This is a genomic window from Novosphingobium sp. 550D (assembly GCF_057401885.1).
Window position 1 is genome coordinate 1,634,037 of sequence record NZ_CM171613.1, and the last position, 25,375, is coordinate 1,659,411.

The following is a 25,375-nucleotide window of genomic DNA, read 5'->3' on the forward strand; positions in this document are numbered from 1 at the left end:
GCGTAGATGGATTGTCGCACTTTCCACAGGAGACATCCCATGCAGACCAGCGGCAACACCATCCTCATCACCGGCGGCACATCGGGCATCGGACGCGCGCTGGCCGAAAGGTTTCATGCGGGCGGCAATCAGGTCATCATCGCCGGGCGGCGTCAGGGGCTGATCGACGAGATTACGGCGGCCCATCCGGGCATGGCGGGCTTTACCCTCGACATCGATGATCCTGCCGACATTGCCCGGTTCACGGATCAGGTGATCGCGGCCTATCCCTCGCTCAATGTGTTGATCAACAATGCGGGCATCATGCGGTTTGAAGATGCCACATCCGCGCGCGACCTGTCCGATGCGGAAGGAATGATCACGTCGAACCTGCTCGGCCCGATCCGCATGACGGATGCGTTGATCGAGCATCTGAAAACACGGGCCAATGCCGCGATTATCAATGTGACTTCGGGGCTGGCCTTTGTGCCTCTGCTGTCCACGCCCACCTATAATGCGACCAAGGCGGCGCTTCATTCCTATACGCTGGCCCTGCGCGCCTTGCTGGCCGGACAGGTGGAGGTGATTGAGCTGGCCCCGCCCGCCGTCCAGACCGACCTGACGCCGGGGCAGGCGACGCGAGAGGGCTATCTGCCGCTGGCCGATTTTATCAACGAGGTCATGGATCTGTTCGCCCAAAACCCCACGCCGCCCGAAATCAATGTCGAGCGCGTGCAATTCCTGCGCCGCGCCGAAATCGAAGGGCGGATGGATCAGACCATCGCCATGATCAACGCGCTTTAACGCCCGACAATCGCCTTGATCCAGCGGTCCACCACCGGCGTTGCGGCATAATCGGGATCGCCCAGCCGCCGGTTGATCTCGACATGGCCGCGCAGTCCGGTTCCCTCGAATGTCTGGGTTTCCACCTGCGCGCCGGCCTGGCGCAGCGCCTCGGCCAAGGCCTTGGCCTGCGCCAGGCCGTCCTGACGCTGGACATTGATGAACAGGAACCGCGACGCATTGGGCGCGGCGGCATAGGTGATGGGCGATAGGTCACGCTGGCGGGCCGGATCTTCGCCAAAGGCTTGGGTATAGCGGCCCTTCATATACTGCCCCGCCGCCGCCATTTGCGTGGGCACATCATAGGCCGCCCCGTCAATCGGCAGGACGCCCGCCAGATCGGCCTGCGACAATCCCACCCGCGCCAGATAGCGTTCATCCGTTGCCAGCAGAGCCACCAGATGCGCGCCCGCCGAATGGCCCATCAGGATGATCCGGCGCCGGTCGATCCCCAATTTGCCCGCCTCCGCGATCAACCGGGCCAAAGCGGCGGCCACATCGCCCGCCTCGTCCTCGACACGAACTTGCGGAACCAGGCGGTAATTGATGCTGGCAAAGGCATAGCCGAGCGAGGTGTAATGCGGCGCTTTCCATCCGCCTGTGGCATTGTCCTTGTTGCCCTGTGTCCACCCGCCGCCATGGACAAAGACCACCAGAGGGGCGGCCCCATTGGGCTTGGCGGGCGGGGTGAAATCCATATTCTGCATCGGATCGGGGCCATAGGCGATGGTCTGATGCGCCGGGGCCGGGGGTGCGGGCGGACCCTTGTGCGCATTTTTTGTCATGCGGCGCATCAGCATCGCGCCCATCAGGAATTGGGCATCGGCGGGCACCGAAACCGCCAACATGGCCGAGGCCGCGGCCGCGGCCATGATGCGGGGCAGAATAGGTTTCATCATCGCATTTCCCAGATTGATGCCCCAGATTATGCAGCCCCGACCGACGCGGCCAGCAAAGAGTTGTGACGAAGCATGACATGGGGGCCGGATTCAACATTGACGGCGCGCCTCTGTCTGGCTAACGGCGCACGCGCATAGCGGGGCGCTCGTGCCCCTTTCTGTCCCATCCGCTGCGCCGAGTCCTGTCGAAGGGCGCTTCTGGATTTACTTGGCAGGGTGAGGGATTCTATCCATGGCAAATGTGACCGTTGTCGGCGCCCAATGGGGTGACGAGGGCAAAGGCAAGATCGTTGACTGGCTGGCAAGCCGCGCCGACGCAGTGGTGCGCTTTCAGGGTGGCCATAATGCGGGCCACACGCTGGTTGTGGGCGAAAAGGTGTACAAGCTTTCGCTGCTGCCCAGCGGCATTGTGACCGGCACGCTCTCGATCATCGGCAATGGCGTGGTGCTCGACCCCTGGGCGCTCAAGGCCGAAGTGGAAAAGCTGGAATCGCAGGGCGTCGTCATCAACCGCGAGAATTTCGCGATTGCCGAAAACTGCCCGCTGATCCTGCCGATGCACCGCGATTTGGACGGGTTGCGCGAAACGGCGGCGGGTGCGGGCAAGATCGGCACGACCGGTCGCGGCATTGGTCCGGCCTATGAAGACAAGGTCGGTCGCCGCGCGATCCGCGTTTGCGATCTGGCGCATCTGGACGATCTGGACCCGCAGCTTGACCGCCTTTGCGCGCATCACGACGCATTGCGCGCCGGTTTCGGCCAGCCTGCGGTCGATCGCGCCGCGCTGATCGCCGAGTTGAAGGAAATTGCGCCCTTCGTCCTGCAATTTGCCGAACCGGTGTGGAAGCGGTTGAACACGGTGAAGAAGGCGGGCGCCCGCGTGTTGTTCGAAGGCGCGCAGGGCGTGCTGCTCGACGTTGACCACGGCACCTACCCGTTTGTGACGTCCTCGAACACGGTGTCGGGCACGGCGGCCAGCGGTTCGGGCATGGGCCCGTCCTCGGCCGGTTTCGTGCTGGGCATTGTGAAGGCCTATACGACTCGCGTCGGTTCGGGTCCGTTCCCGACCGAGCTGGAGGACGAAGTGGGCCAGCGTCTGGGCGAGCGTGGCCATGAATTCGGCACCGTCACGGGCCGCAAGCGCCGCTGCGGCTGGTTCGACGCCGTTCTGGTGCGCCAATCTTGCGCCATTTCGGGCGTAACCGGCATTGCGCTGACCAAGCTCGACGTTCTGGACGGGTTTGAAAAGGTCAAGATCTGCACCGGCTATCGTCTGCGTGGAAAGGTTTTGGATTACTATCCCTCGCATGCCGCCGATCAGGCCGCTGTGGAACCGATCTATGAAGAAATGGACGGTTGGCAGGATACGACCGCTGGCGCGCGTTCGTGGGCCGATCTGCCCGCACAGGCGATCAAATATATCCAGCGCGTGCAGGAATTGATCGAAACGCCGGTCGCTCTTGTTTCGACCAGCCCGGAACGTGAAGACACGATTCTGGTGCGCGATCCCTTTATCGATTGATATTGATTTCAAGGGTTTGCAAAATGGCCGCTCGATTGCCCATGGGGTGATCGGGCGGCCTTTTTGATTCCGACCTTCGGTTTAATAGGTCCAAAACGGAGAGTTTGTTCTCATTCGTTTTCTTAATGTTCCTTTTTTGATCTTGACGTCGTTCCGCTTTGTTATAGTTTCTACGTATTCCTACAGAGTTACCCAGACGAACGGAGTCGGTCATCATGTACAATGCGCCCCAGTCGGGATTTTCTTACGCCGGTCTTTCTGACGCTGCTGACGATTTTTCTTACGGTTCGACCCATGATGTTTCGGGCCTGCGGATGAAGGTTTCGATCTTTGCCGACCGGGCGCATCTGCGCGACCAAATGCGCGAAGATGCCGAAGGTGCCGGTTTCCGTCTGGCCGAGGCCAGCCCGATTGCCCGCCTGCTGTCGGGTGAATCGATGCCGCTGGGCGATGTGGTTTTGCTGGATTGCCCGGTGGTGGATGCCGAAGTGATGGCGGCGCTGTCGCGGCTTGATATCCGTTCGGCCCATACCGGTGCGGCGCTGGTGGTTTCGACCAGCGTGGATGCGCTTGACGATGTCTTTGCCTGCCTTGATCAATCCGAACCGCAGATTTTGGTCGCGCCCAGCCGGGCCGAACGCCTGATCGCGCTGGGTCAGGTCATGGCGCGTATGCCCGCCAAAAAGGTGCGCGAATTGTCGGACGAGGACCGCATGGTCCTGCTGCGTCTGACCGAACAGGTGACGCAGATTGGTGAAAGGCTGAACACGTTGTCGCCCGGCATGGGCGGCGGCGCCCCCGCGCAGGCCACCCCGGCGCAGAACAATGCTGCATTCCGTTTCGATCCCGCGCGCAAGGATGTCGCCGGTGACAAGCTGGTCGCCCCGGCCCGGCCCGAAATGCCCGATCCGCGCATGGTCCGCCGCGTGATCCGCCAGCGCCAGATGCGCGCGCGCTTCTTTGATGGTGATCTCTTTGCTGATCCCGCATGGGACATGCTGCTCGATCTGACCGCGGCCCACGTGGAAAAGGCCAAGGTGTCGGTCACCAGCCTGTGCATCGCGTCAAGCGTACCGCCGACCACCGCGCTGCGTTGGATCGGTCAGATGACCGAGGCAGGTCTGCTCAAGCGGATTGAGGATGAATCGGATCGCCGCCGCGCTTTCATCACGCTGACCGACAAGGCGGCCGATGCGATGGCGGCCTATTTTTCCGAACTGGGTAATTCGCCCCAGCGTCCTGTTTGACGGGAAAGGGGGGCGTCAAGCCCCCGGCGGTTCAGTGTGAAATCGGCGGCTTGGGGGTAAAGCTGAGGCGGATCGGGACGATTTCCCCATTACGTTTCAACCGAAATCGCAGGCTCGCCTGCTGCTTGGGATCGTTCAGCGCCTTTTCCATTTGCGGCCCCTGTGCTTGCGGAATGAAAAGGCGCCCCTCGATGGGCACGGTGCCGGCTTGAACGGTGCCAGGGCGGTATAGGGGTGTACTGGCAATGCCGTTACAGGCGGAGGCATCATCGCCCGTCATCAACCTGGTCGCGCGGCGGATGCTGGGCGCTTCGCCTTCGATGCAGAGGCGGGTGGCGGGAGAATTGCCCTCTGCCGTTCCGATCAGGGGATCTTCGGGCCAGACATAGGTGAAGCGGACATAGTGGCCCCGCAACAGGTCGCGCGGGTCATATCCGGTGACGGCAACGTCCCATTCCACACCCTCGGCGGCCGATTGGCGAGTGGTCTGCCAGCAATAGGCAAGGCCCACAAGGGGGAGCAGGATGGTCAAACCGCGTAGGAGTGCGCGCATCAGCCTTGCTCCTGCATCGGGGCAAATCGGCGAGACACGCGCATTGCGCCCCACGCCACGCCAAGGATCAACACACCGCCCAAGATCAGGCCCAACCCGCTGGCCAGCAATCCACCGGCCTCCTCAAAGGCGAGGATGATGAGGCGCAGCGCCACGCATCCGACCGCGATCTGAAAGGCCCAGCGTGCCTGTGCGTGCAGGGCGGCACCGGCCAGCCCCGCCCACAAGGCCATGAACAACAGGCCGACCATCAAGCTGTGCCCCGCCAAACGATCCGCCGCCAGAATGGACAGCGCCAACATGCCCAGCGCCGCAGCGCTGGCCTTTCCCAAAACGCTGCGGTCGGCCATCCACAATGCCGCCCCTGCAAGGCCGAGCATGGCGGCCGAGGCCACCAGAGCCGCATCGACATTGCCTTGCGGATCGGTGCGGGACCAATCGCCAAAGCCGGTGGAGATGACGAACAAACTGACCGTGCCGACGCCATAGCCAAAGCCGATAAAGGCCAATTGCCGCCAGAACCCAGCCCGCGCGGAATTGCGCCCAAACCAGGCCCCAAACGGCGCCAGCATGACCGGAAGGCTGCATTCAATGGCCGCGCGGATGACGCCGGGACCGGGTTGTCCGGGCCAAAAGCCCAGCGCAGCATCGCCAAATCGCATCCATGGCAGGGCGATACACCCCGCGCCCAGAGTGGCGGCCGACAGCCATCCCTGACCTGAGGCCAGAAACAGAGGGGCAAAAAGCGCCAGCCACAGGCCAATGGCCATCCAAGTCGGCGATGTGGTTTGATAGACCTGACCGACATGGCCCAGAAATCCCAGACCCAGCGCGGCATACACGAAAATACCGGCCTCGCCCCAGCGGCGCGTCCTCTCGCCACCCGGCGCCAGCAAGGCCCAAAGCGCAGCGCCCAATCCGACCATCAGCGCGCCATGCAGCGCAAGGCGCGTTTCCCCATCAATCGCCGCCCAATTGGCCGCGACCAATGAAATCACCCCCAGCCCGATCGACAGCGCCGCCACGCCCACAACCGCCCAGATCGCCAATGGTCGGCTATGCTGCGCTTCCCATGCGCGGATGCGGTCTGCGGCGGCGGCATCGATCAATCCCGCTGCAACCCATGCCTTCAGTTTGCGTTCAGCCATAAAATCATCATGCTGTGGCCTCAGTAAAGGTCAAGCTAACGTGGCAAAGAAGTTACCGTGAAAAGGGGCGATGCAATGAACAGGCGGCGTTTGGTGAATTTGGCTCCCGTGCTGTTGGGCGCATTGGGCGCTGTATATGCGGCCCCGGCGATGGCCGCCGCGCCCAATTCGGCGCAGGGTCAGGTGTCAATCACCATTTATAACAATGATCTGGCATTGGTTCAGGACCTTCGCCAACTGGATTTGCCCAAGGGACGTGCGGTGCAGGAATTTGCCGATGTCGCGGCGCAAATCCGCCCGGAAACCGTCACTATCGCCGCCCCCGGCGCAGGCGTGGTTGAGCAGAATTTCGACTACGATCTTCTCAGCCCCGAAAGGCTGGTGGACAAAGGCGTCGGGCAACAGGTGACGATTATCCGCACCAACCGCGCCACCGGCGTTGAAACGACCGAGCGCGGCACGATTCTGGCCAATAACAATGGCACGCTGGTCCAGATCGGTAATCGGATCGAGGTGCTGGGCGATATGGATGCGCGGTTGGTCTTCGATACTCTGCCAGAGGGCCTCAAGGCGCGCCCGACGCTTTCGGTCACGCTGGATGCGGCGCAGGGCGGGCGGCGTCCGGTGTCGCTGTCCTATCTGTCGCGGGGGTTCAGTTGGAAGGCCGACTATGTCGCCATGTTCGATGAAAAGGCGGGCAAACTGGATGTACAAGGCTGGGTGACGCTGAACAACACCAGCGGCACATCCTATCCGGCGGCGAAATTGTTGCTGGTGGCGGGCGCGGTGGGTGATGGGGCGGAACAGCCCCGTTTCCGCCCGGCCCGCCCCATTGGCGTCGTCGGCACACAGGCCGCCCCGCGCGAACAGGTGGGCGATTTCTACCTCTACCCCATCGCCAACCCGACGACCTTGGCGCAGGCGCAGCAAAAGCAGGTCAGCTTTCTGGACGTAAAGGGCGCGGCGGCACACAAATCCTATTGGTATCGCAACGCATGGCTGGCCACGCAGGATGAAGCGCAGAGCTTTGCCAGCGTCCTCAATTTCTCGACCGGGCGAGAGGCCGGGCCAGACAACAAGGGTTTGGGTGACGCGCTGCCCGCCGGGACGGTGCGCGTCTATATGCGCGATGCCACCGGCGCCCCGCAATTCGTGGGTGAAGACAATATCACCCACACGCCGATGGGCTCGATCCTTGCGCTGAAAACCGGTGATGCGTTTGATGTGAAGATCCAACCCACGGTCGAAAAACGCGAGAAGATCGATTCCACCGAATGGGAACGCGTCGCCCAATACCGCATCACCGCCGATGGCAAGGCGCAGAATGTGACAGTGGACGCGCCCAAGACCTTCTGGCGCACGCATATGGCCTATCGCCTGACCAATGCGCGGGCGGTGCCGGTGACGGTTGAAGTGGTGCAGGCGGGGCTGGATCGCGGGTGGCATGACACGCGCATTTCCGCCGAAAGCGTCCGTGGCGAACAACGCAATGCCGATGAACGCGTCTGGAAAATCACCATCCCGGTGCAAGGCTCGGTCAATCTGACCGCGCAGATCGATACGCGGTATTGATCGTGCGATACAGGATTGCGCTGGGGGCGGCGCTTTTGGCCTCGACGCCGGTTTCGGCCCAACAGGTCGTGACATCCGCCGCCCCGGCCAAGGTGGCGGTGACGATCTATCGCGCGCCCGATCGCGGGGCCGATACGCCCATCGACCCGGAATGGCTCGAAGGCTATGCGCTGATTTCCGAGGAGCGCGAGGTGACGATCCCGGCGGGCGATGCCACGATCCGGTTTGAAGGCGTTGCGGCCGGGATGATGGCCGAAACCGCGATTGTCGAAGGGCTGGGCGCGGGGGTTTCGGAAAAGAACCTTGATGCGCAATTGCTGTCGCCGCGTAATCTCTATGGGCGCGCCTTTGGCCGCCCGGTCACTCTGCGCCGAACGGATGCCAAGGGGCGCGTGCATGAGGAATCCGCGATCATCCGTTCCGCCCCCGATGGCGCGGCGATTGTCCAGACCAAATCCGGGTTCGAAATCGCCAGTTGCGGCGGGTTGAAGGATGCCATTGCCTATGACGGCCTGAGCGAAGGGTTGAATGCGCGGCCCACGCTTTCCATCGCCACCCATGCCGCCACGGCGCAAAAGGCGCGGGTGAAACTGTCCTATCTGGCATGGGGTTTTGATTGGCAGGCGCATTATGTCGTCAAACTGGCCCCCGGTGCGCGTGAGGCGGAGATGACCGCGTGGGTCACGCTGGCCAATGGCGACACGACCGGATTTGCGCAGGCGCAGGCCGCGGTGGTGGGCGGAAAGCCGGCCTTTGACGAAACGCGGGAACGCGGGGAGGAGCCGGAAGAACTGGTGTTGCATTGTCAGCTTTCGCCTGTTGTTCCCTCCCCCATGGTTGCGCCGCCCTTGTCTGCGCCTCCACCGGCGGTGATGATGGAGGCCGACATCATGGTCACGGGGAGCAAGCGCATGATGGCCCCGGTGGTCGTGAAAGAGGAAGTGCTGGGCGATCTGCGTCTCTATCGCGTGCCGATGCCGACCGATGTGGCGGCCCATGGGCAAAAGCAGGTGGCGTTGATGGCGGCGCGTCGGGTGAAACTGGCCCTCATCCACCGCGCCGATGTGAATGCCGGTGATGAAGAAGAGGCGGACCAGCAGGCGCGCCTTCGCCTTCGGATGGAAAACCGCAAGCTCGACGGTCTGGGCCTTGCTCTGCCCGCAGGGGGCGTGGCGGTGGTTCAGCAGGTGGGCACGGCGGCCTTGCCGGTGGGCGCGGGGGCGATGGAGGACAAGGCCGTGGGCGAAACGGCCAATGTCGAGATTGGCGCGTCGCCCCAGGTCCATCTGGCAACCCGGACAAGGCGGATCAGCGACCGCGTGGTGGCGATCACCGCCACGGCCACCAATGCCAACCGTTGGCCGGTCCGATTCGAATCGCAACAGCTTCTGCCCGATGGCGCGCGGATCGTTGCACCTTCGACAAAGCTGGGACGACAGGATGGCCACGCCCTTTGGGCCGCGACCATTCCGGCAGGGGGCAAAGTCACGTTAAGTTATCGATTGCAAATGCCCCGTTGATGCCGCGTTGAAATGCATGGGCATTTTGGCCCATGCCGTCGCCAAATCCGCCAATTCCCGCGCAAATCGCAAGGTTTGGTGCGCATTTTGCACGCGCAAAATGGGCCATCAGCCTTGCGTGCAACTGCACAAATTGGCAATGGCGTCCAATCTGTATATATTCCATACAGTCATTGGCACTACCACCCAGAAAGGTCCCCCCAAGCCGTGCTCGACACTCGCGCTCCTCGTCGTCGGTTGAACGATGTTGATGTTTCGGAAATCGACATGCCCGAAAACGATGGGCTGGCGGGCGCGATCAATACGGCGGGGCTGGAAAGCCTGCTGGGGTTCAATCTGGGCATTGCCTATGCCGCGCTCTCGTTCGATCTGGACCCGGCGCTGCGCCTGATGGATCTGACGCCCAAGCAGACCTCGATCCTGTGGCTGGTTCAGGCCAATCCGGGCGTGACGCAATCGCAATTGGCGCGCCTGTTCCGCATGCGCCGCGCCACCATTCACCAGATGATCGCCAGCCTGACGCGCAAGAATCTGCTGGTTCTGGAAAGCATTGAAAGCGACCGCCGCGCACAAGGCCTGTTCATTACTGAAGCGGGCAAACTTGCTCTGGCCGAGGCGCAAAAGGTTGTGGTGCCGATTGAAAACGCCTTTGCCGGTGTTCTGACCGAGGCGGAAATGGGCATGGCGCTGGAATTGCTGCAAAAGATTCAGGCCGGGCGCAAGCTGGGCTAATCGCCCGCAAGGCGGCGCAACTGTTCCATCCTTTCGCGCGGGACCGGCACGCCTTCGGCCATGGCCCGCGCCCTTGCGGCAAATCGGCGATCACCGGGCAGGCGTTCCTGTCCCGCCTCGGACAGAGCGCGCAGCATCACCTCGACCCTTGCAGTAAAGCCGTCAAGCGATGCGCCCCGCGCCGGATCGATCAGGATTAACACCTGTCCGGTACAGGGCGTTTGCGCGCCGGGATGGGCGGACCAATCGACCTCATGCGAAAAGGCCCCGCCGGTCAACGCGGCGGCCATGATCTCGATCATCAGCGCAATGGACGCCCCCTTGTGCCCACCAAAGGCCAGCAAGGCCCCGCCATCCAGCACGGCGGCGGGATCATCGGTCGGCGCGCCCGATGCATCCACCCCGGTGCCGGGGGGCAGGGTGCGGCCTTCGCGCCGCGCGATCTGTACATCGCCATGCGCCATGGTCGAAACGGCCTGATCGAACACTAAAATGCCCCCATCCTCTCGCGGCGCGGCAAAGGCCAGAGGGTTGGTGCCATAGACGGGGCGCTGTGCCCCTTGCGGCACCACCACCGCCATGGAATTGACCATGGACAGCGCGACCAGACCTTGGCGGGCAAAGGGTTCGACATCGGGCCACAGGGCGGCGAAATGATGCGACCTGCTGATTGCAACGACACAGGCACCATGCGTGCGCACCCGTTCCATCGCGATCGGCGTGACCAGCGCCAGCGCCGACTGGGCAAAGCCATTGGCCGCATCCACGCGGATCAGCGAGCCGCCATCATCCCTGATGACCGGGGCGGCGGCGCCATCCACCCACCCGCTTTGCAAGGTGGAGACATAGCCCTCGATCCGGAACAGCCCATGGCTATGCGCCGCATCGCGTTCGGCCCCCGCGCAATTTTCGGCCAGAATGGCGGCAACCCGCGTGCTGCACCCATGCGCGGCAAAGATGCGGGCAAGTAAATTGACCAAATCGGCAAAGGGGATATGTTCCATGCCTCCATTGTGCGCGCCTCTTGTTCTTTAAGCCAGAGCGCCCCGCATACGCCATTTGCCCGATTGCCGGGCCCGCGCGCGCGTGGCCATTTGACCCTATAATAAAACAGGGGTGATTACCGATGCCGCTCGATCTGGACGACTTGCGCCGATTATATGCCGGGGCCGGAGGGGCCGATATTCACGACCCCCATTTCCGCGAAGTGGCCGGGTTGAATTTCAAGGATGGCGATAAACGCCAGTGGCCCTTTGCCAATCCCTCCACCCTGTTGGGCGCGCCTTATATGGCGGGCGGGCTGAATTACGAGATGTTGCGCGGGCTGGATGTGGCGTTGATCGGGGTGCCGATGGATCTGGGCGTCACCAACCGGCCCGGTGCGCGCTATGGCCCGCGCGCGGTGCGGGGGGTGGACCGGATCGGGCCGTATGAACATGCGCTGCGCGTGGCGCCGATGAACCATTTGCGCGTCGCCGATGTCGGCGATGTGCCGATGCAAAGCCGCTATGATCTGGCCCAATGCCATGCCGATATCGAAGCGGCCTATCGCACCGTGGCACGCACGCGGGCGATTCCCCTGTCGGTGGGGGGCGATCATTCGATCACGGGTTCGATCATGAAGGGCCTTGCCGAAAGGTGCGGGCCGATGGGCATGGTCCATATTGACGCCCATTGCGACACGGGCGGCATTTACGAAGGGTCGAAATTCCACCACGGCGCCCCTTTTCGCGAGGCGGTTCTGGCGGGCGTACTGGACCCGAAACGCTGCATCCAGATCGGCATTCGCGGCGGCGCGGAATATCTCTGGGAATTTTCCTATGCCAGCGGCATGACCGTCATCCATGCCGAGGATGTGCATGAGCGCGGCGTGGCATGGGTGATTCAAAAGGCGCGCGAAGTGGTGGGCGATGGCCCGACCTATGTCACCTTTGACGTGGACGGATTGGACCCCGCCTTTGCCCCCGGCACCGGAACGCCCGAGGTCGGCGGGCTTTCCACGAGGGAGGCGCTGGCCATCCTGCGCGGGATGGCGGGCATCGATATCATCGGCGGCGATGTGGTCGAGGTCGCCCCCGAATATGACACCGGCACCATCACCGCACAGGCCGGGGCGCAGATGTTGTTCCAATTGCTCTGTCTGGTGGCGCTTCGTACATGACAATGGGCCTCGCTCGCCGGATCACCGCGCCGGGCTATTTCGTGCTGGCCTTTGGCACGATTGTCGGTTCGGCGTGGATGGTGCTGATGGGCGAATGGGTTGCCCCGGCCGGGCCAGGCGGGGCGATGCTGGCGTTCATTGCGATGTGCGTGATGATGGTGCCGATGGCGGGGGCCTATGCCGAATTGATGGCGCGGGTGCCGCGGGCGGGATCGGAATCGGTCTTTGTCGAGGCGGCCTTTGGCGGATGGGCGGGGTTTTTTACCGGCTGGTTCCTGACGCTCTATTTCATCGGGATCTGTGTGTTCGAAGGTCTGACCTCGGCATGGTTTCTGGGCAATCTGATCCCGCCGCTGGGCCGGGTCGTGCCGCTCTATACTCTGTTTGGCAAAGTGATTTCGGCGGTCGATCTGGTGGTGGGCCTTTCGGGCGTCGCGCTGATGACCTTCCTTAACGCCAGCGGGGCAAGGCTGGCGGTGGGGTTTCAGAAGCTGGTCACCTTTTCCTTCCTCGGCGCTTCGGCCCTGCTGGCGGGGCTGGGCCTGATGCGCGGCAATGTGTCGCATTGGCAGCCTTTATTCACCCCCGCGCATCATGGCGATTCGCTGGTGTTGGGGCTGATTTCGCTGATGCCGGTGGCGGTGATGTGGCTCAATGGGTTTCAGCCCGCCGCCTCCGCTGTGGAGGAACGCGCCGAGGGCACCAGCTTTGCCAGCGTGGCCCGCGCGATGATGTTGGCCGTGGTGGTGGCGGCGCTGTTTTACAGCGCGATGATCGCGGCGTCCTCGGCGCTGGTGCCGTGGCGTGAATTGACCACCGGGGCCTTGCCGGTGGCGGCGGCTTTTGACCATGCGCTGCCCGACGGGATGGCGACGCGGGCCTTGCTGATTGTGGCGCTGGCCTCTTTGCTCAAGACATGGAACGCGATGCATCTGTCGGCCACGCGCGTCTTGTTGGCACAGGGGCGGGCCGGATTCCTGCCGCCCTTTCTGGCGCGGATCACGCCGCAACATGGCGCCCCGCGCAATGCGGCGCTGTTGGTGGGGGCCATTGCCGCGCTGGGCGTTCTGGCGGGCAGGGGGGCGATCGGGCCGATCATTTCGATGGGCACGATCTGCAACACCGCGATTGCGGCCATGGCCTTGCTGGCACTGTGGCGATTGCGGGGCATGCAGGGCGGGTTTGAACCGGCCTATCGCCTGCGCGGCGGGTTAAAGGTTCTGGCCCCCGTAGCGCTGGGCGCGGTGGTGGTGGCGGGGTTGGCGGTGTGGGAACCCTTTCGCCTCAGCCTTGGCCTGCCCTTGGAAATCATGCTGATGGCCGGGTGGGGCGCGATTGGGCTGCTGCTGGGCTGGTTTGGCAAGCGGTGACCGGCGCCTATGGCGCGGCGGCCAGCGCGGCGCGGTGGCCAAACACCATGGCGGGGCCAAGGTTGATGCCGCCCGCCGGATAGTGCCCCCCCATGATGCTGGCCATATCGGCGCCTGCGGCAAACAGGCCGGGGATGGGCGATCCATCGCCGCGCAGCACACGCGCATCGGCATCGGTGCGCAATCCGGCAAAGCTGCCAAAGCTGCCCGGAATGACCTCGACGGCATAGAACGGGCCATGTTCGATGGGGGCGACATTGGGGTTGGGCGCTCGTTCCGGGTCGCCCTGATACCGGTTATAGGGCGACCATCCGCGACCGAATTGTTCGTCGCGCCCTTCACGCGCACCCTTGTTATAGTCGGCCACGGTCTGCGCCAATTGCGGCGCAATGCCCAATTTCGTGGCTAACGCCTCAAGGGTCGGCGCGCGGTGGAGATAGCCGCTTTTCAACCAATAGCCCATCGGCAAGGGACCGGGGCGAACAATGCCCAGACCCCAGCGCCGGATAAAGGCATGGTCACAGATCATCCATGAACGCGCCACCTCGCCATCGGGCGTCGCGGCCAGAAGGGCGCGGACATAATCGTGATAGCCATTGGCCTCATTCACGAAACGGCGACCATCGGCGCGCACGGCAATGACGCCGGGTTTGCCGCGCTCGATAATATGGGGGAAAATGCCGCGCGTGCCATCGGGCCATGTCACATGGCTGACCGGACACCACGCGCCATTGGCGGCCAGATCATCGACAAAATCGGCCCCCAATGGCCGGGCCAGCGCCAGTCCCGCACCATCGGCCTCGGGCACGGCCAGCGTTTCGTGGTTATCCGCATGGGGGAAATATTGCGCGCGCAGGGCCGGACTGGCCGAAATGCCGCCGGTGGCTAGAACAACGCCTCGCCGGGCATGGATGATTTCGCGGCCATGGGGTGTTTGCAGGGCGGCGCCGGTGACGCGCCCATCGCTGTGGATCAATTCGACGGCTGGCGACGACACCATCCATCGCGCGCCATGCCGGTCGGCCAGTTCAAACAACCGTGCAATCAAAGCCACGCCGTTGAGCAACGTCGTCGCTCGCCCGTAACGCGCCATTTCCCAGCCATGACGTAGCAGACGCCGCGCCACATGGGCAAAGGCCGCCGGCCGCCGCGTAGCGTTAAGGAACGCGCCCAGATCCGGCCCCGCCTGTATCGGCATGCCCTGAAACGATGTTTCCCGCTTGGTCAGGCGCAACAGGTTCAGTTTTTCGCCCAGCACGCTTGCATCATAGGCCGCCGCGATCAGGGATCGTCCGCCCGTGCCTGCGCCGGGTTGATCGCCATAGATGTCGCAGATCCTGTTGCCCGCCTCGAACACGAAACCGTGTTGGGTCAGAAAGGACACCATCGACGGAGCCGTATCGATAAAGGCGTCAATGCGCGCCGGATCGAACCGATTGCCCAGCACGGCGGCAAGGTAATCACGCGGCGCCTCTCGCGGTTCGACAATGCCCGCCGCCACGGCCAGTTCATTGCGCGGCAGCCACATCCAGCCGCCCGACCACGCCGTCGTCCCGCCCAACACCGGCGCGCGTTCGGCAACGATAACGTCAAGGCCATTAATCGCCCCGGTCGCCGCCGCGCAAAGCCCCGCCGCGCCCGACCCGATGACCAACAGGTCGCATTCAGCCATGCTGTCCCGCCTTTTCCAGAACGCGCCGCATTGCTGTGATGGCCAAGGCGGCGCGTTCACGCGGGCCGACGCCGTTCAGCCGCAAACGGTCCGCCGGAATTTCCAGACTGATGGGCAGGGTGGGATAACGGGCGAGAATGCCCAGCATGTCGATCTCGCCTTCGCCGGGGAACAGGCGGTTGGCGCGGGCTTCGGCAAGGATGGCGTCCATGTCGGGGATCGGCCCGGCAATGTCGCATAGTTGCAGATAGGAGATGGCCGGATCATCCGCGACCAGTTCATCGACCGTGCCGCCCGAACGAACGAGATGGAAAGAGTCGATCAACATGGCAACGCCCCGCAACCCCTGCGTCCGCACTCTTGCCGCGGCCAGATTGGGCGCATGGGTCCATGGCATGAATTCCAGCGCCACCACCGCGCCCACCGCATCGGCAATCTCGCCCATGCGGCCCAGATTGTCGCGGCTGCGCGATGGATCGGGGTCATTGTCGGCGACAAGGATACGCGCCGCCCCGACGGTTGCGGCATAATCGGCGGTGGAGCGCACCAGATCCCAATCGATCGCATCGGTCAGGCGCAGGATTTCCACATCCAGCACGCCCACCCCTTCGCCCTTCAGCACGCGGGCGATTTCATCGGCGATTTTGGCATCGGCCAACATCGGCCAATGGGTTTCGGTAGGCGTTGCCGCCACGGGGCGCAGGCCGACATGGGAGTAACCACAGGCCGAAGCGATGCGGATCGTTTCCACCGGCCCCGCCTCCAGCACGGTCAGCGCGGCCAGCGAGATGGCCCGTCCGGGCTTGGCGGATGTCATTTGAGGCACCTTTTCATCAAGGTCCGAATTACCTCGGTCCGGCGTTCTTCGACAAAAGCGGGATTTTCGTAATCGACCGCAAAGATCGTGCCGAAAGTGTATCGGTTCGAATGGAAATGGAAACACAGCGCGCTGAGCGACATGTGCAGGTGTAGAGGGTTGACGTCCGGCGCAAAGACGCCCGATGCGATGCCGCGTTCCAGAATGCGGCGTGTAACGTCCAGCACCTTGGCCCGCTGCACCGTTTGATCATCGGCGGCCAGGTGGCTGCCCTGATCCAGATTTTCCGACATGATGATGCGGATGACATGCGGATTGGCGCGATGGGTATCAAAAGAAATGGCAATCAGCCGTTCCAGCGCATCGGCCGGATCCATCGAGTCGTAATCGATCGCCGTCTCGGCGCTGCGGAAATCGGCATAGGCTTTTGCCAGTACGGCGCGATACAGGCCCTCTTTACTGCCAAAGTAGTAGTAAATCATGTGTTTGGAAGTGGCCGTGCGCGACGCGATTTCTTCAACGCGCGCACCGTGAAGGCCGACACGGGCATATTCTTCGGTGGCCACCTGGAGGATGGCTTCACGGGTTGCTTCGGCATCGCGCTGTTTACGCTTTTTGCCATCTTGGTGGGCGGCGTTCATCGGCATTCTCTCCAAACCGTGGATTTATTTAAGCCCAAGCGGCAAAAGAATGCAATAACATTCCAACCAGTATGTTTGTTATTGACATACCAAACGGTCCGTATAGAACGGGACCGTCAAGTGGCTCGACGTGAGTCCTGTCGCCCATCGGGGTGATCGGATTGGGTGGGGCATGGATGAGGATTGCGATGCCCAACGGGGGTGCGAGCCAAAGATCGGTCGCATCGGGTTATCGTTGAATAGGGAGAGTGACTATGAAGGCGTTGCACGCCCAGATTTCGTTCGTCTCGATGGCATGCGCCATGGTGATGTCGGCTCCGGCCTTTGCGCAGGCGCCGGCGGCCGCCGAAAATGTCACCGGCGACATCATTGTGACCGCGCAAAAGCGCTCTGAACGTCTGCAGTCGGTTCCGGTTTCCATTCAGGCGGTCGAGGCGGCCACCCTGCAAAAGATGGCGATTCAGACGCCCAAGGAATTCGGCCAGATTTCGCCCACGCTGAACTTTCAGGCGGCTGACGAAGCGCGCCTGTTCAACTTCTCGATCCGTGGTATCGGCACCGAAACCTTCTCGGTCGGTGTGGAGCCTTCGGTGTCCACCATCGTTGACGGTGTGGTTTACACCCGCGTCGGCTCGATCTTTGACGGGTTGAACGATCTGGAACGCGTCGAAGTGCTCAACGGGCCGCAAGGCACGTTGCAGGGCAAGAACGCTTCGGCAGGCGCCGTGGTGATCGTGACCAAGGGGCCGGATCGCAAGAAACTGGGCGGCAAGGTCGAAGTCGTTGCGGCCCAGAACAATGAATATGGTGTCAACGCCATGTTGACCGGGCCGCTGTCCGATACCACCGCATTCCGCGTGTCGGGCTATTATCACACCGAAGACGGTCTGGTCATCAACAAGGCCACCAATTCGACGGTCAACAATTCGCAGTCCTATGGTTTCCGTGGCAAATTCCTGTACGAACCCTATGACGGCCTGACTTTTACGCTGGCGGGCGACTGGGCCTATCGCAAGGCCGATTGCTGCGGCGAACCGATCCGCGTAGGCGCGGCCAGCGGCAATGTGACGGCGGCCTTCACCGGCACGCCGGTCGGCCCGGACAATCGCTATGTCAATTTCGACACACAGCAGGTGGGCTGGCAAAAGAACCGCGGCGTTTCGCTGACCGCCGAAGCGCGCCTTGGCGAATATACGCTGACCAGCATCACGGCCTATCGCCAGTATCGCGACTTTGCGATCCGCGACCGTGACGGCACCAACGCGCCCTTTACCGGCGTGACGCCCCAGCAATTGTACAGCGCCACCAATCCCGGCATCACCGCCGACGCCGCGCTGGCCAAGATGCAGTCGCTGCTGCTCAACCCTCTCAGCTTTGCCTGCCGTACGACCAGCGGCAATCTGGTTTGCGGGGAAAGCAACAGCCTGGAAAAGAGCGACACGTTCAGCCAGGAAATCCGCCTTGCCTCGCCCTCGGGCGGCGTGGTTGATTACATCCTGGGTGCGTTCTACTACAACTCGCTGACCGAACGTGATCTGACCATTGGCGGCGTGCGTTCGAACATTGCGGGCAATGTCGTGTTCCCGACGCCCACCACGGTCACGGTGGCCAACCCGAACGCCTATGTGTTCGCCGACATGATCACCAAGGTGCGCAACATCAACACCGCCGCCTTTGCGAACATGAACATTCACGTGACGCCCAAGTTCACGCTAACGGGCGGCGTGCGTTTCGTGCATGACGAATTGCAGTGGGACCACAAGAAGGTGACCGGCCCCAATGGTGACCACATTGGTGCGGCCACGACCGGCGGCGCCAATGCCGGTACGCCCAACTGGAATTTCTATCGCACGTTCAGCGATGATGCCGTTCTGGGCCGCATCACCGCGCGTTATGAATTCAGCCGCGATTTCATGACCTATGCTTCGTTCGCCAAGGGGTACAAGGGACAGGCGGTGGATGCCGACATGTTCGTGACGGCGGCCGGCATGGCGGCTTTGCCCGCCGCGCCCGAAACCTCGACCTCGTATGAAGTGGGCGTCAAGGGCCAGTGGTTCGACCGCAAGCTGACCATCAACCTGACCGGGTACAAGACGACGTTTGACGGTTATCAGACCTCATCATCGGGCACGGACGGTTCGGGCGCGCCGGTTCTGCGTTCGGCGGGTAAACTCTATACCAAGGGTATCGAAGGCGACATCGTGCTGCGTCCCACGCCGCGCCTGCGTCTGTCGGGTAACTTCCTGTTCTCGAAGAACGAGTTTGGCGATCTGTTCATTTCGGCCACCACCAACATCAAGGGCGGCAAGCCTTTGAACGCGCCGGAAGCCAAGTGGGGCCTGACGGGCAGCTATGACTTGCCGGTGGGTTCGTGGGACATGAACGTGTCGTCCAACTATACGTGGACGGGCCGTACTTTGTTCACCAACCTGGCCGATGCCAACAATCCGAACTCGCCCTGGTGGCGTCCTTCGTTTGGGGTGGCCAATGCCTCGATCACCTTCACTTCGCCCGAAGGCAAGTACAAGCTCGGGCTCTATGTGAAGAACCTGTTCGACGAGCGTTATGTGGCCGGTATGCGCCGCATCTCCGGCTCGGTCGGCGGCGCCGGTGCGGTGGCTCAGGCCCTGCCGCGTGACTTCTACCGCTATGTCGGCGGTACGGTGTCGGTGTCGTTCTGATGCGTCTCTCACCGGACAGCCCCAACCCGGCGATTGCTGTGAAAGCGGGATTGCAGGGCGGGCTGCTCGGTGGGGGGGCGCCGTCCTGGTTGGGAACCGATTTGCCGGATGAAATCTGCTGCCGGCGGCTATTTTCTATTCTGCTCCCATGGCGCTGTGGATCAAACGGCGTATGGCGTAAACTTTCTTCCCTACCCTGACTGCCGGGAGGGCGGCTCATGTCCTCCCGGTCTTTCTTCCCTTCGAGATTGCGCCATGATCACATCTTCCAGCTTTTCCAGCCATGCCGTCGGCCTGATCGGACGCGGCATCGGGGCCAGTCGCTCGCCCGCGATTCATGAGGCCGAGGCCCGCGCTCTGGGCGTTCCTTTGACCTATCGCCTGTTCGATTTCGACGCGATGGGCTGGGATGATGCCGATCTTGGGCGCGTGGTGCGCATGATGGCCGACGTCGGCTATTCGGGCAGCAATGTGACCTTTCCCTTCAAACAGCAGGTCATCGACCATTGCGATGAATTGAGCGATCAGGCCCGCGTGCTGGGCGCGGTCAACACGCTGGTCTTTCGTGATGGCAAGGTGCGCGGCGAGAACACCGACTGGATCGGCTTTTCATGGCTGGTCGAACGCGCCTTTGGTTCCATTGCGGGCGCGTCTGTGGCCCAGATCGGCACCGGCGGCGCGGGCAGCGCGACGGCGCTTGCTCTGGCGCAATTGGGTGCGGGCGAGGTGGTTCTGTTCGACCCCGAGGCGGCGCGGGCGCAGCGTTTGGCCGACAGCCTGTCACAGGCGGTGCCCACTTGCCGCTTTACCGTGGCGGGTGATGTCGGCGCGGCGATTGCCCCATGCGCGGGCGTGGTCAATGCAACGCCGGTGGGCATGGCCAAATTGCCGGGTGTTCCGTTCGATCCGGCCTTGATGCGCGCGGATCAATGGCTGGCCGACATTATCTATTTCCCTTTGGAAACAGAACTGTTGGCGGCGGCCAAGGCACAGGGGCAAAGGGTGGCCAATGGCGTGTCGATGGTGGTAGGACAGGCCGCAGAAGCCTTTCGCCACATCACCGGCATTGCGCCTGATCGGGAACGCATGTTGGCGCATCTGTTGGCGGATATTGCCGGAGAACAGGCCGCATGACCCCCTCTTTCCGTTCCTCCATCGCCACGATTTCCATCAGCGGCACTCTGGCCGAAAAGCTCTCCGCCATTGCGGCGGCGGGCTATCAGGCGGTCGAAATCTTTGAGAACGATCTGCTCAGCGCCCCACAATCGGCGGTTGAGATCGGGGCGATGTGCCGCGATCTGGGGCTGGATGTGGCGATGCTGCAACCTTTCCGCGATTACGAAGGTTTGACGCCCGAATTGCGCGCGCGGGCCGAGGAACGGATGCGCCGAAAATTTGCGGTGATGGAGGATCTGGGCACCGATCTGGTCCTGCTTTGCTCGAATTGCTCGCCCCATGCGGCGGGGGATCGCGACACGCTCCTGTCCGATCTGTCCCGCATCGCCGGGATCGCGGGCGAACATGGCAAGCGCATCGCCTATGAGGCGCTGGCATGGGGCACCCATATTAACGATCACCGGGACGCGTGGAGCCTTGTGCGCGATGTCGATCACCCCGCGCTGGGCTTGACGCTCGACAGTTTCCATTCACTCTCGCGCAACATTCCCAATGCCAGCATCGGCGATATTCGCGCCGAAAAGCTGTTCATCGTGCAATGGGCCGACGCGCCGCGCCTGCAAATGGACCTGCTCAACTGGAGCCGCCATTTCCGCTGCATGCCGGGTCAGGGCGACTTTGCGCTGGATGAATTTGCCGCGCAATTGCTGCGCATTGGCTATGACGGCTATTGGAGCCTTGAAATCTTCAACGACCGCTTTCGCGCTGGTTCCGCCAGTCAGGTGGCGCGCGATGGTTTGCGGGGGCTGAAGGTCTTGCACGATGGCGCGGTGCGTTCGTTGGGCCGCACGCCCGAAATGCCCGCCGCCATCGCGCCGCGCGGCGTGGAGTTCATCGAATTCGCCGCCAGCCATGCCGAGGCCGAGGAATTCACCACCATCTTTACCGCGCTGGGCTTTGAACGCACCGGCCGCCACCGTTCCAAACAGGTTGAACGCTGGCAACAGGGCGGGATCAACCTTGTCATCAATTCCGAACCCGAAGGTCTGGCCCACAGTTTCGACATGGTCCATGGCGGATCGGTCTGCGCCATCGGCCTTGCCGTCGATGACCAATCCGCCGCCATCGCGCGGGCCGAGGCTTTGGACATCCCCCGTTTCAGCCAGAGCGTCGCCCCCGATGAATGGCAGATCCCGGCGGTGCGCGGGGTGGGTGGTTCGCTGTTCTATCTGGTGGATGCCGCCACCGATGCGGATATGTGGGCGCAGGAATTTCCCGATAGCACCCCCGCCGCGGCCACCGGCCTGACCCGCATCGATCATATTGCCCAGACGATGCAATATGAGGAAATGCTCAGCTGGCTGCTCTATTACACTGCGCTGTTCGATTTCGCCAAAACGCCCCAGCTTGAAATCTCCGACCCCATGGGCATCGTCTATTCGCAGGCCGTGGAAAGCCGGAACGTGGCCAAACCTTTGCGCTTTACGCTCAATGGTTCGATGGCGGCCAATGCGCTTTCGACGCGCTTCCTGCACAATTACTTTGGCGCCGGGGTCCAGCATATCGCCTTTGCCTGCGACGACATCTTTGCCGTGGCGGCGCGGGCCAAGGCGGCAGGCCTGCCCTTTCTGGCCATCGGACCCAATTATTACGAAGATTTGGAGGCCCGTTTCGGCCTGGATCCTGAATTGGTGGCGCGCATGGCCGAGCACAACATCCTCTATGACCGCGACGATGCGGGCGAATATTTCCAGTTCTACAGCCGCGCGGTGGCCAAGCGCATCTTTTTCGAAGTGGTCCAGCGGCGCGGCTATGACGCCTATGGCGCCACCAATGCCTCGATCCGTCTGAATGCTCAGGCCGCCCATCGCGACCCGGTGCAATTCTGATTTTGCAAGGATAGATCCCCAATGGCTTTCGTCTCTGCTGCTCCCGATACTGTCCATGACGCGGCCGTTGATGCGGCGGATGACCATTGGACGCGCAAGGCGATGGCCATTGTCGCGCTGTGCTTCGCGCTGAACATGGCCGATGGCATGGATGTGCTGGTCGTCTCCTTCATCGCGCCCTCGTTGCAGAATGAATGGGGCGTTTCGCCTGCCGAACTGGCCATCGTGTTCAGCACGGGGCTTGCGGGCATGGCGCTGGGCGGGCTGGGCCTTGCGCCCATGGCGGACCGGTTCGGACGGCGGCGTATGGTGGCCTTGGCCATGGCGTTGATGGCGGTGGCCATGGCGGTGTCCAGCCTGACCCATTCGGTGATGGAACTGGCCATTGTGCGCTTTTTCATCGGCACGGGGATCGGTACGGTGCTGGCCTGTATTTCGGCGATTGCCGCGCGCGTGGCCCCGCGCAAACATCGCAATTTTGCGGTCGGCGTGCTTCAGGCGGGTTATCCCATCGGGGCGATGTTCACCGGCTTCATCACCGCATGGGCGCTGCCCATCTTTGGCTGGCATGCGATCCTGTTGGGCACGGCGGCGGTTTCGGCGCTGCTGGTGCCGGTGATCCTCTCGGTCCTGCCCGCAGGATTGGACGCGGGCGCACCGGGCCAACAGGCCAGCATTGCCGAAGTGGTCAGCGGCACGCGCCGCGCCAATTCGATCCGCCTGTGGGTGGCGACGATTTGCGGCTTCATGGCGCTCTATTTCATCACCAGCTGGATCACGAAACTTTCGATCGAGGCGGGCCTGCCCCAGACGCAGGCGATCATCGCCAGCGCGATCTACAATTTCGGCGCCTTTGCCGGCACCGTGGCGATGAGCATTGCCGGAACGCGCTATGACGTGCGCCGCCTGTGCAGCGTTCTGTTGGCGGCGACGGCGGGGGTGTTCCTGTTCTTTGGCGGCGTGTCTATGCCGCTGTGGGGTGTTCTGGCCGCCGCCTTTGTCATGGGCGTGACGCTTCAGGGGGGCTTTAACATGCTCTATCCGCTGGCCGCGCAGGTCTATCCCGATGCGGTGCGCGCCACGGGCATCGGCTGGGCCTTTGGCATTGGCCGGATTGGCGCGTTCACCGGGCCATTGCTGGGCGGCTGGGCGCTGGGTCAGCATTGGCCGCTGGTGGCGATCTTTGCCCTGTTCTGCGGCCCGCTGCTGATTGCCTCCTTTTCGGCGGCCAGCGTCAGCAAGGACGTCTGATCCTGTCTGTTTCGTGGCGATCGGGGATCAGCTGCCGTCTGTGATCAAGGTCCCGCCATCCACCACCAGATTGTGACCTGTTACAAACCCGCCCGCCGCGCTGGCCAGAAACACGGCCGCGCCCGCGACTTCTTCGGGCCGTCCGGGGCGGCGCAGCGGGGTCATGCCCATGCGCCGCGTCATAAACGCCTCGTTCGCCAACAAGGGCGCGGACAGTTCGGTGGCGATAAATCCGGGCGAAATGGCATTGGCCCGCACCCCATCCGGCCCCCATTCCACCGCCAGATTGCGCGCCAGTTGCGCCACGCCCGCCTTGGCCAGCGCATAGGCGTTGATTGCCCCATTGCCGCGCAGGCCCGAAAGGCTGGCGATCAGCACGGCATTGCCGCCCCGCGCCCGCAGATGCGGAAAGGCCAGATTGCACAGCACCACCTGGCTGCGCAGATTGATGGCCATGACGCGGGTGTAATCGTCCATATCGATGGTGGAAAAGGGGCCGGGGCGGCCCGTGGTCCCGGCATTGCACACGACAATGTCAATGCCCCCCAACGCCGCCGCCGCGCCATCGACCAGCGCGCCCAGCGCCGCATCATCGGTCACATCGCATGGGATGCCAAGCGCGCCCATCTCTGTCGCCGCGCGGGCGGTGTCGGCCTCGTCCTCGCTGGAGATGACCACCCGCGCGCCGCAATCCATCATCGCCTGCGCAATGGCGCGCCCGATGCCGCGGGTGGAGCCGGTGACAATCGCCACTTTACCGGTCAGATCGAACATGGTCATTCTAACCCCGCCGCTGCGCGCATGTCACTCGCCCGTTTCGCCATAGGATGGGCGGACCTGCTCGGGCTTGGCTTCGTCCAGTGCCACGCCATTGTGCCGATAGGCGGGGGCCTCGATCAGGATGAAGGCGATGCGGCAGACAGAATCGGTTGTGTTGCGCCACAGGTGGTTGGTGCCGCGTTGGATGATGATGCCGCCCTCGCGGATGGTCTTTTTGCGTCCGTCCTCCAATTCCAGTTCGACTTCGCCCTTTAAAACGATGCCGTAATCGATGCTGTTGGTGCGGTGCATCGGGCTTTCCTTGCCCGGCAGCATGTCGGTGATGTGGATCACGCTGCCGCGCTCCAGCGTAAGACCTGTGGGCAGATCGCGCCCGTCGCGTTCGTCATTCAGGTCGGCAGGCACCGTTTCGGTCGACCAGATGGTCAGAAAGCTGGCGTCACCGCTGGGGATCATTTTGGTTGGGGTGATGTCTTCGGATTTGAAAATGGCGCGGCCGTTTTCGTCATGGCCGGTCACCACGCGCTGGATCGGCGGCAGGCCGGAATCGGACATTTCCATGGTTTCAATCCTTTGGGCTGGAAACAAAAACCTTGGGGCTGGTCACTAGCACCGAGGTAGAGGTATCGGCAAAACATGCCTGCGCCACCATTTGTTGAAGGACGCGATAGGGCGCGGGTCCATCGGGCAATGTCGCCTCTATGCGGACATTGTCATCACAGGTCATCGGTTCACCATAAGTCTTGGCGAGCTTTGCGCCGTTCCATGGGGCATTGAGGTGCAATGCGAGCCGGAAATTGCACCAGTTTTCGCCCAATGCATCGGGCGTCACGGCAAAGAGTGTCATGCCGCTCTGCCATTGTTCATTATTGCCAAACGCATCGCTCATTCTCCCGGAACTTATCGTCTGGATACAGGACTAGCGCGCGCGGGCGCGAGGCTGCAACGGCATTTGGTCGATAGCAAACCATCGATAACATGT

At 62.8% G+C, this 25,375-nt stretch carries 22 protein-coding genes; 12 read left to right on the forward strand and 10 right to left on the reverse strand.

Features of this window, described 5'->3' with window-relative positions; all coding sequences use genetic code 11:
* Nucleotides 1-39: 39 nt before the first annotated feature.
* Nucleotides 40-783 (forward strand): SDR family oxidoreductase, encoded by a 744-nt coding sequence (locus AC2S2E_RS07700; protein ID WP_486524345.1) that lies wholly within the window; start codon nucleotides 40-42, stop codon nucleotides 781-783.
* On the opposite strand, the gene AC2S2E_RS07705 is transcribed toward AC2S2E_RS07700, so the two are convergent.
* Nucleotides 780-1,721, reverse strand: a complete 942-nt coding sequence (locus AC2S2E_RS07705; RefSeq protein ID WP_486524347.1) for an alpha/beta hydrolase — start codon at nucleotides 1,719-1,721, stop codon at nucleotides 780-782. The genes AC2S2E_RS07700 and AC2S2E_RS07705 overlap by 4 nt on opposite strands.
* Nucleotides 1,722-1,953: 232 nt before the next feature.
* Between AC2S2E_RS07705 and AC2S2E_RS07710 the strand changes: the two genes are divergently transcribed.
* Nucleotides 1,954-3,243, forward strand: coding sequence for an adenylosuccinate synthase (locus tag AC2S2E_RS07710; RefSeq protein WP_476101638.1), 1,290 nt, complete (start codon nucleotides 1,954-1,956; stop codon nucleotides 3,241-3,243).
* A 215-nt stretch (nucleotides 3,244-3,458) separates the two neighbouring features.
* On the forward strand, nucleotides 3,459-4,490 hold the full coding sequence (locus tag AC2S2E_RS07715; RefSeq protein WP_486524348.1) for a winged helix DNA-binding protein: 1,032 nt from the start codon (nucleotides 3,459-3,461) through the stop codon (nucleotides 4,488-4,490).
* 31 nt (nucleotides 4,491-4,521) lie between these two features.
* Here the strand turns inward: AC2S2E_RS07715 and AC2S2E_RS07720 are convergent, their stop codons facing one another.
* Together AC2S2E_RS07720 and AC2S2E_RS07725 are read right to left on the reverse strand one after the other, a co-directional pair.
* Nucleotides 4,522-5,043: a GDYXXLXY domain-containing protein gene (locus tag AC2S2E_RS07720; RefSeq protein WP_486524349.1), complete on the reverse strand. Its 522-nt coding sequence runs from the start codon at nucleotides 5,041-5,043 to the stop codon at nucleotides 4,522-4,524.
* Complete coding sequence (locus AC2S2E_RS07725) at nucleotides 5,043-6,191, reverse strand: DUF2157 domain-containing protein (RefSeq protein ID WP_486524350.1); 1,149 nt, start codon at nucleotides 6,189-6,191, stop codon at nucleotides 5,043-5,045. Before AC2S2E_RS07725 ends, AC2S2E_RS07720 begins: the two co-directional genes overlap by 1 nt.
* Nucleotides 6,192-6,266: 75 nt before the next feature.
* Between AC2S2E_RS07725 and AC2S2E_RS07730 the strand changes: the two genes are divergently transcribed.
* From AC2S2E_RS07730 to AC2S2E_RS07740, 3 genes are all read left to right on the forward strand, one after another.
* Nucleotides 6,267-7,763, forward strand: a complete 1,497-nt coding sequence (locus AC2S2E_RS07730; protein WP_486524351.1) for a DUF4139 domain-containing protein — start codon at nucleotides 6,267-6,269, stop codon at nucleotides 7,761-7,763.
* A gap of 2 nt (nucleotides 7,764-7,765) precedes the next feature.
* Complete coding sequence (locus AC2S2E_RS07735; RefSeq protein ID WP_486524352.1) at nucleotides 7,766-9,283, forward strand: DUF4139 domain-containing protein; 1,518 nt, start codon at nucleotides 7,766-7,768, stop codon at nucleotides 9,281-9,283.
* Between the two features lie 207 nt (nucleotides 9,284-9,490).
* A complete protein-coding gene (locus tag AC2S2E_RS07740; protein ID WP_476101650.1) occupies nucleotides 9,491-10,015 on the forward strand; it encodes a MarR family winged helix-turn-helix transcriptional regulator in 525 nt (174 codons plus the stop codon).
* Here the strand turns inward: AC2S2E_RS07740 and AC2S2E_RS07745 are convergent.
* Entirely contained in the window at nucleotides 10,012-11,019 is a 1,008-nt protein-coding gene (locus AC2S2E_RS07745; RefSeq protein ID WP_486524353.1) for an Ldh family oxidoreductase, read from the reverse strand. The two genes, AC2S2E_RS07740 and AC2S2E_RS07745, sit on opposite strands and share 4 nt — an antisense overlap.
* A gap of 122 nt (nucleotides 11,020-11,141) precedes the next feature.
* Here AC2S2E_RS07745 and speB point away from each other — a divergent pair, with 122 nt between their 5' ends.
* Both speB and AC2S2E_RS07755 read left to right on the forward strand, forming a co-directional pair.
* Nucleotides 11,142-12,176, forward strand: a complete 1,035-nt coding sequence (gene speB / locus AC2S2E_RS07750; protein WP_476101654.1) for an agmatinase — start codon at nucleotides 11,142-11,144, stop codon at nucleotides 12,174-12,176.
* Nucleotides 12,173-13,546 carry an APC family permease gene (locus tag AC2S2E_RS07755; protein ID WP_486524354.1) on the forward strand — a complete coding sequence of 458 codons (1,374 nt, stop codon included), beginning with the start codon at nucleotides 12,173-12,175 and terminating at the stop codon, nucleotides 13,544-13,546. Before speB ends, AC2S2E_RS07755 begins: the two co-directional genes overlap by 4 nt.
* Before the next feature lie 7 nt (nucleotides 13,547-13,553).
* Here the strand turns inward: AC2S2E_RS07755 and AC2S2E_RS07760 are convergent, their stop codons facing one another.
* Genes AC2S2E_RS07760 through AC2S2E_RS07770 form a run of 3 tightly spaced genes read right to left on the reverse strand, consistent with a single transcriptional unit; the run spans nucleotide 13,554 to nucleotide 16,676 of the window.
* Entirely contained in the window at nucleotides 13,554-15,218 is a 1,665-nt protein-coding gene (locus AC2S2E_RS07760) for an FAD-dependent oxidoreductase (protein WP_486524355.1), read from the reverse strand.
* Nucleotides 15,211-16,035, reverse strand: a complete 825-nt coding sequence (locus AC2S2E_RS07765; RefSeq protein WP_486524356.1) for a sugar phosphate isomerase/epimerase family protein — start codon at nucleotides 16,033-16,035, stop codon at nucleotides 15,211-15,213. Before AC2S2E_RS07765 ends, AC2S2E_RS07760 begins: the two co-directional genes overlap by 8 nt.
* Complete coding sequence (locus AC2S2E_RS07770) at nucleotides 16,032-16,676, reverse strand: TetR/AcrR family transcriptional regulator (RefSeq protein WP_486524357.1); 645 nt, start codon at nucleotides 16,674-16,676, stop codon at nucleotides 16,032-16,034. Before AC2S2E_RS07770 ends, AC2S2E_RS07765 begins: the two co-directional genes overlap by 4 nt.
* Before the next feature lie 254 nt (nucleotides 16,677-16,930).
* Between AC2S2E_RS07770 and AC2S2E_RS07775 the strand changes: the two genes are divergently transcribed.
* The 4 genes from AC2S2E_RS07775 to AC2S2E_RS07790 all read left to right on the forward strand — a co-directional run bounded on the left by AC2S2E_RS07775 (nucleotide 16,931) and on the right by AC2S2E_RS07790 (nucleotide 23,613).
* On the forward strand, nucleotides 16,931-19,357 hold the full coding sequence (locus AC2S2E_RS07775) for a TonB-dependent receptor (protein ID WP_486524358.1): 2,427 nt from the start codon (nucleotides 16,931-16,933) through the stop codon (nucleotides 19,355-19,357).
* Nucleotides 19,358-19,612: 255 nt separating this feature from the next.
* A complete protein-coding gene (locus AC2S2E_RS07780; protein ID WP_486524359.1) occupies nucleotides 19,613-20,491 on the forward strand; it encodes a shikimate dehydrogenase in 879 nt (292 codons plus the stop codon).
* A complete protein-coding gene (locus tag AC2S2E_RS07785) occupies nucleotides 20,488-22,362 on the forward strand; it encodes a bifunctional sugar phosphate isomerase/epimerase/4-hydroxyphenylpyruvate dioxygenase family protein (protein WP_486524360.1) in 1,875 nt (624 codons plus the stop codon). Before AC2S2E_RS07780 ends, AC2S2E_RS07785 begins: the two co-directional genes overlap by 4 nt.
* 21 nt (nucleotides 22,363-22,383) lie before the next feature.
* Nucleotides 22,384-23,613 (forward strand): MFS transporter, encoded by a 1,230-nt coding sequence (locus AC2S2E_RS07790; protein WP_486524361.1) that lies wholly within the window; start codon nucleotides 22,384-22,386, stop codon nucleotides 23,611-23,613.
* Nucleotides 23,614-23,640: 27 nt separating this feature from the next.
* On the opposite strand, the gene AC2S2E_RS07795 is transcribed toward AC2S2E_RS07790, so the two are convergent.
* The 3 genes from AC2S2E_RS07795 to AC2S2E_RS07805 are packed head-to-tail and all read right to left on the reverse strand — an operon-like array spanning nucleotide 23,641 to nucleotide 25,282.
* A complete protein-coding gene (locus AC2S2E_RS07795; protein WP_486524362.1) occupies nucleotides 23,641-24,393 on the reverse strand; it encodes an SDR family NAD(P)-dependent oxidoreductase in 753 nt (250 codons plus the stop codon).
* A 24-nt stretch (nucleotides 24,394-24,417) separates the two neighbouring features.
* Nucleotides 24,418-24,954: a cupin domain-containing protein gene (locus AC2S2E_RS07800; RefSeq protein WP_486524363.1), complete on the reverse strand. Its 537-nt coding sequence runs from the start codon at nucleotides 24,952-24,954 to the stop codon at nucleotides 24,418-24,420.
* A 4-nt stretch (nucleotides 24,955-24,958) separates the two neighbouring features.
* Entirely contained in the window at nucleotides 24,959-25,282 is a 324-nt protein-coding gene (locus tag AC2S2E_RS07805; RefSeq protein ID WP_486524364.1) for a hypothetical protein, read from the reverse strand.
* Between the last annotated feature and the right edge of the window lie 93 nt (nucleotides 25,283-25,375).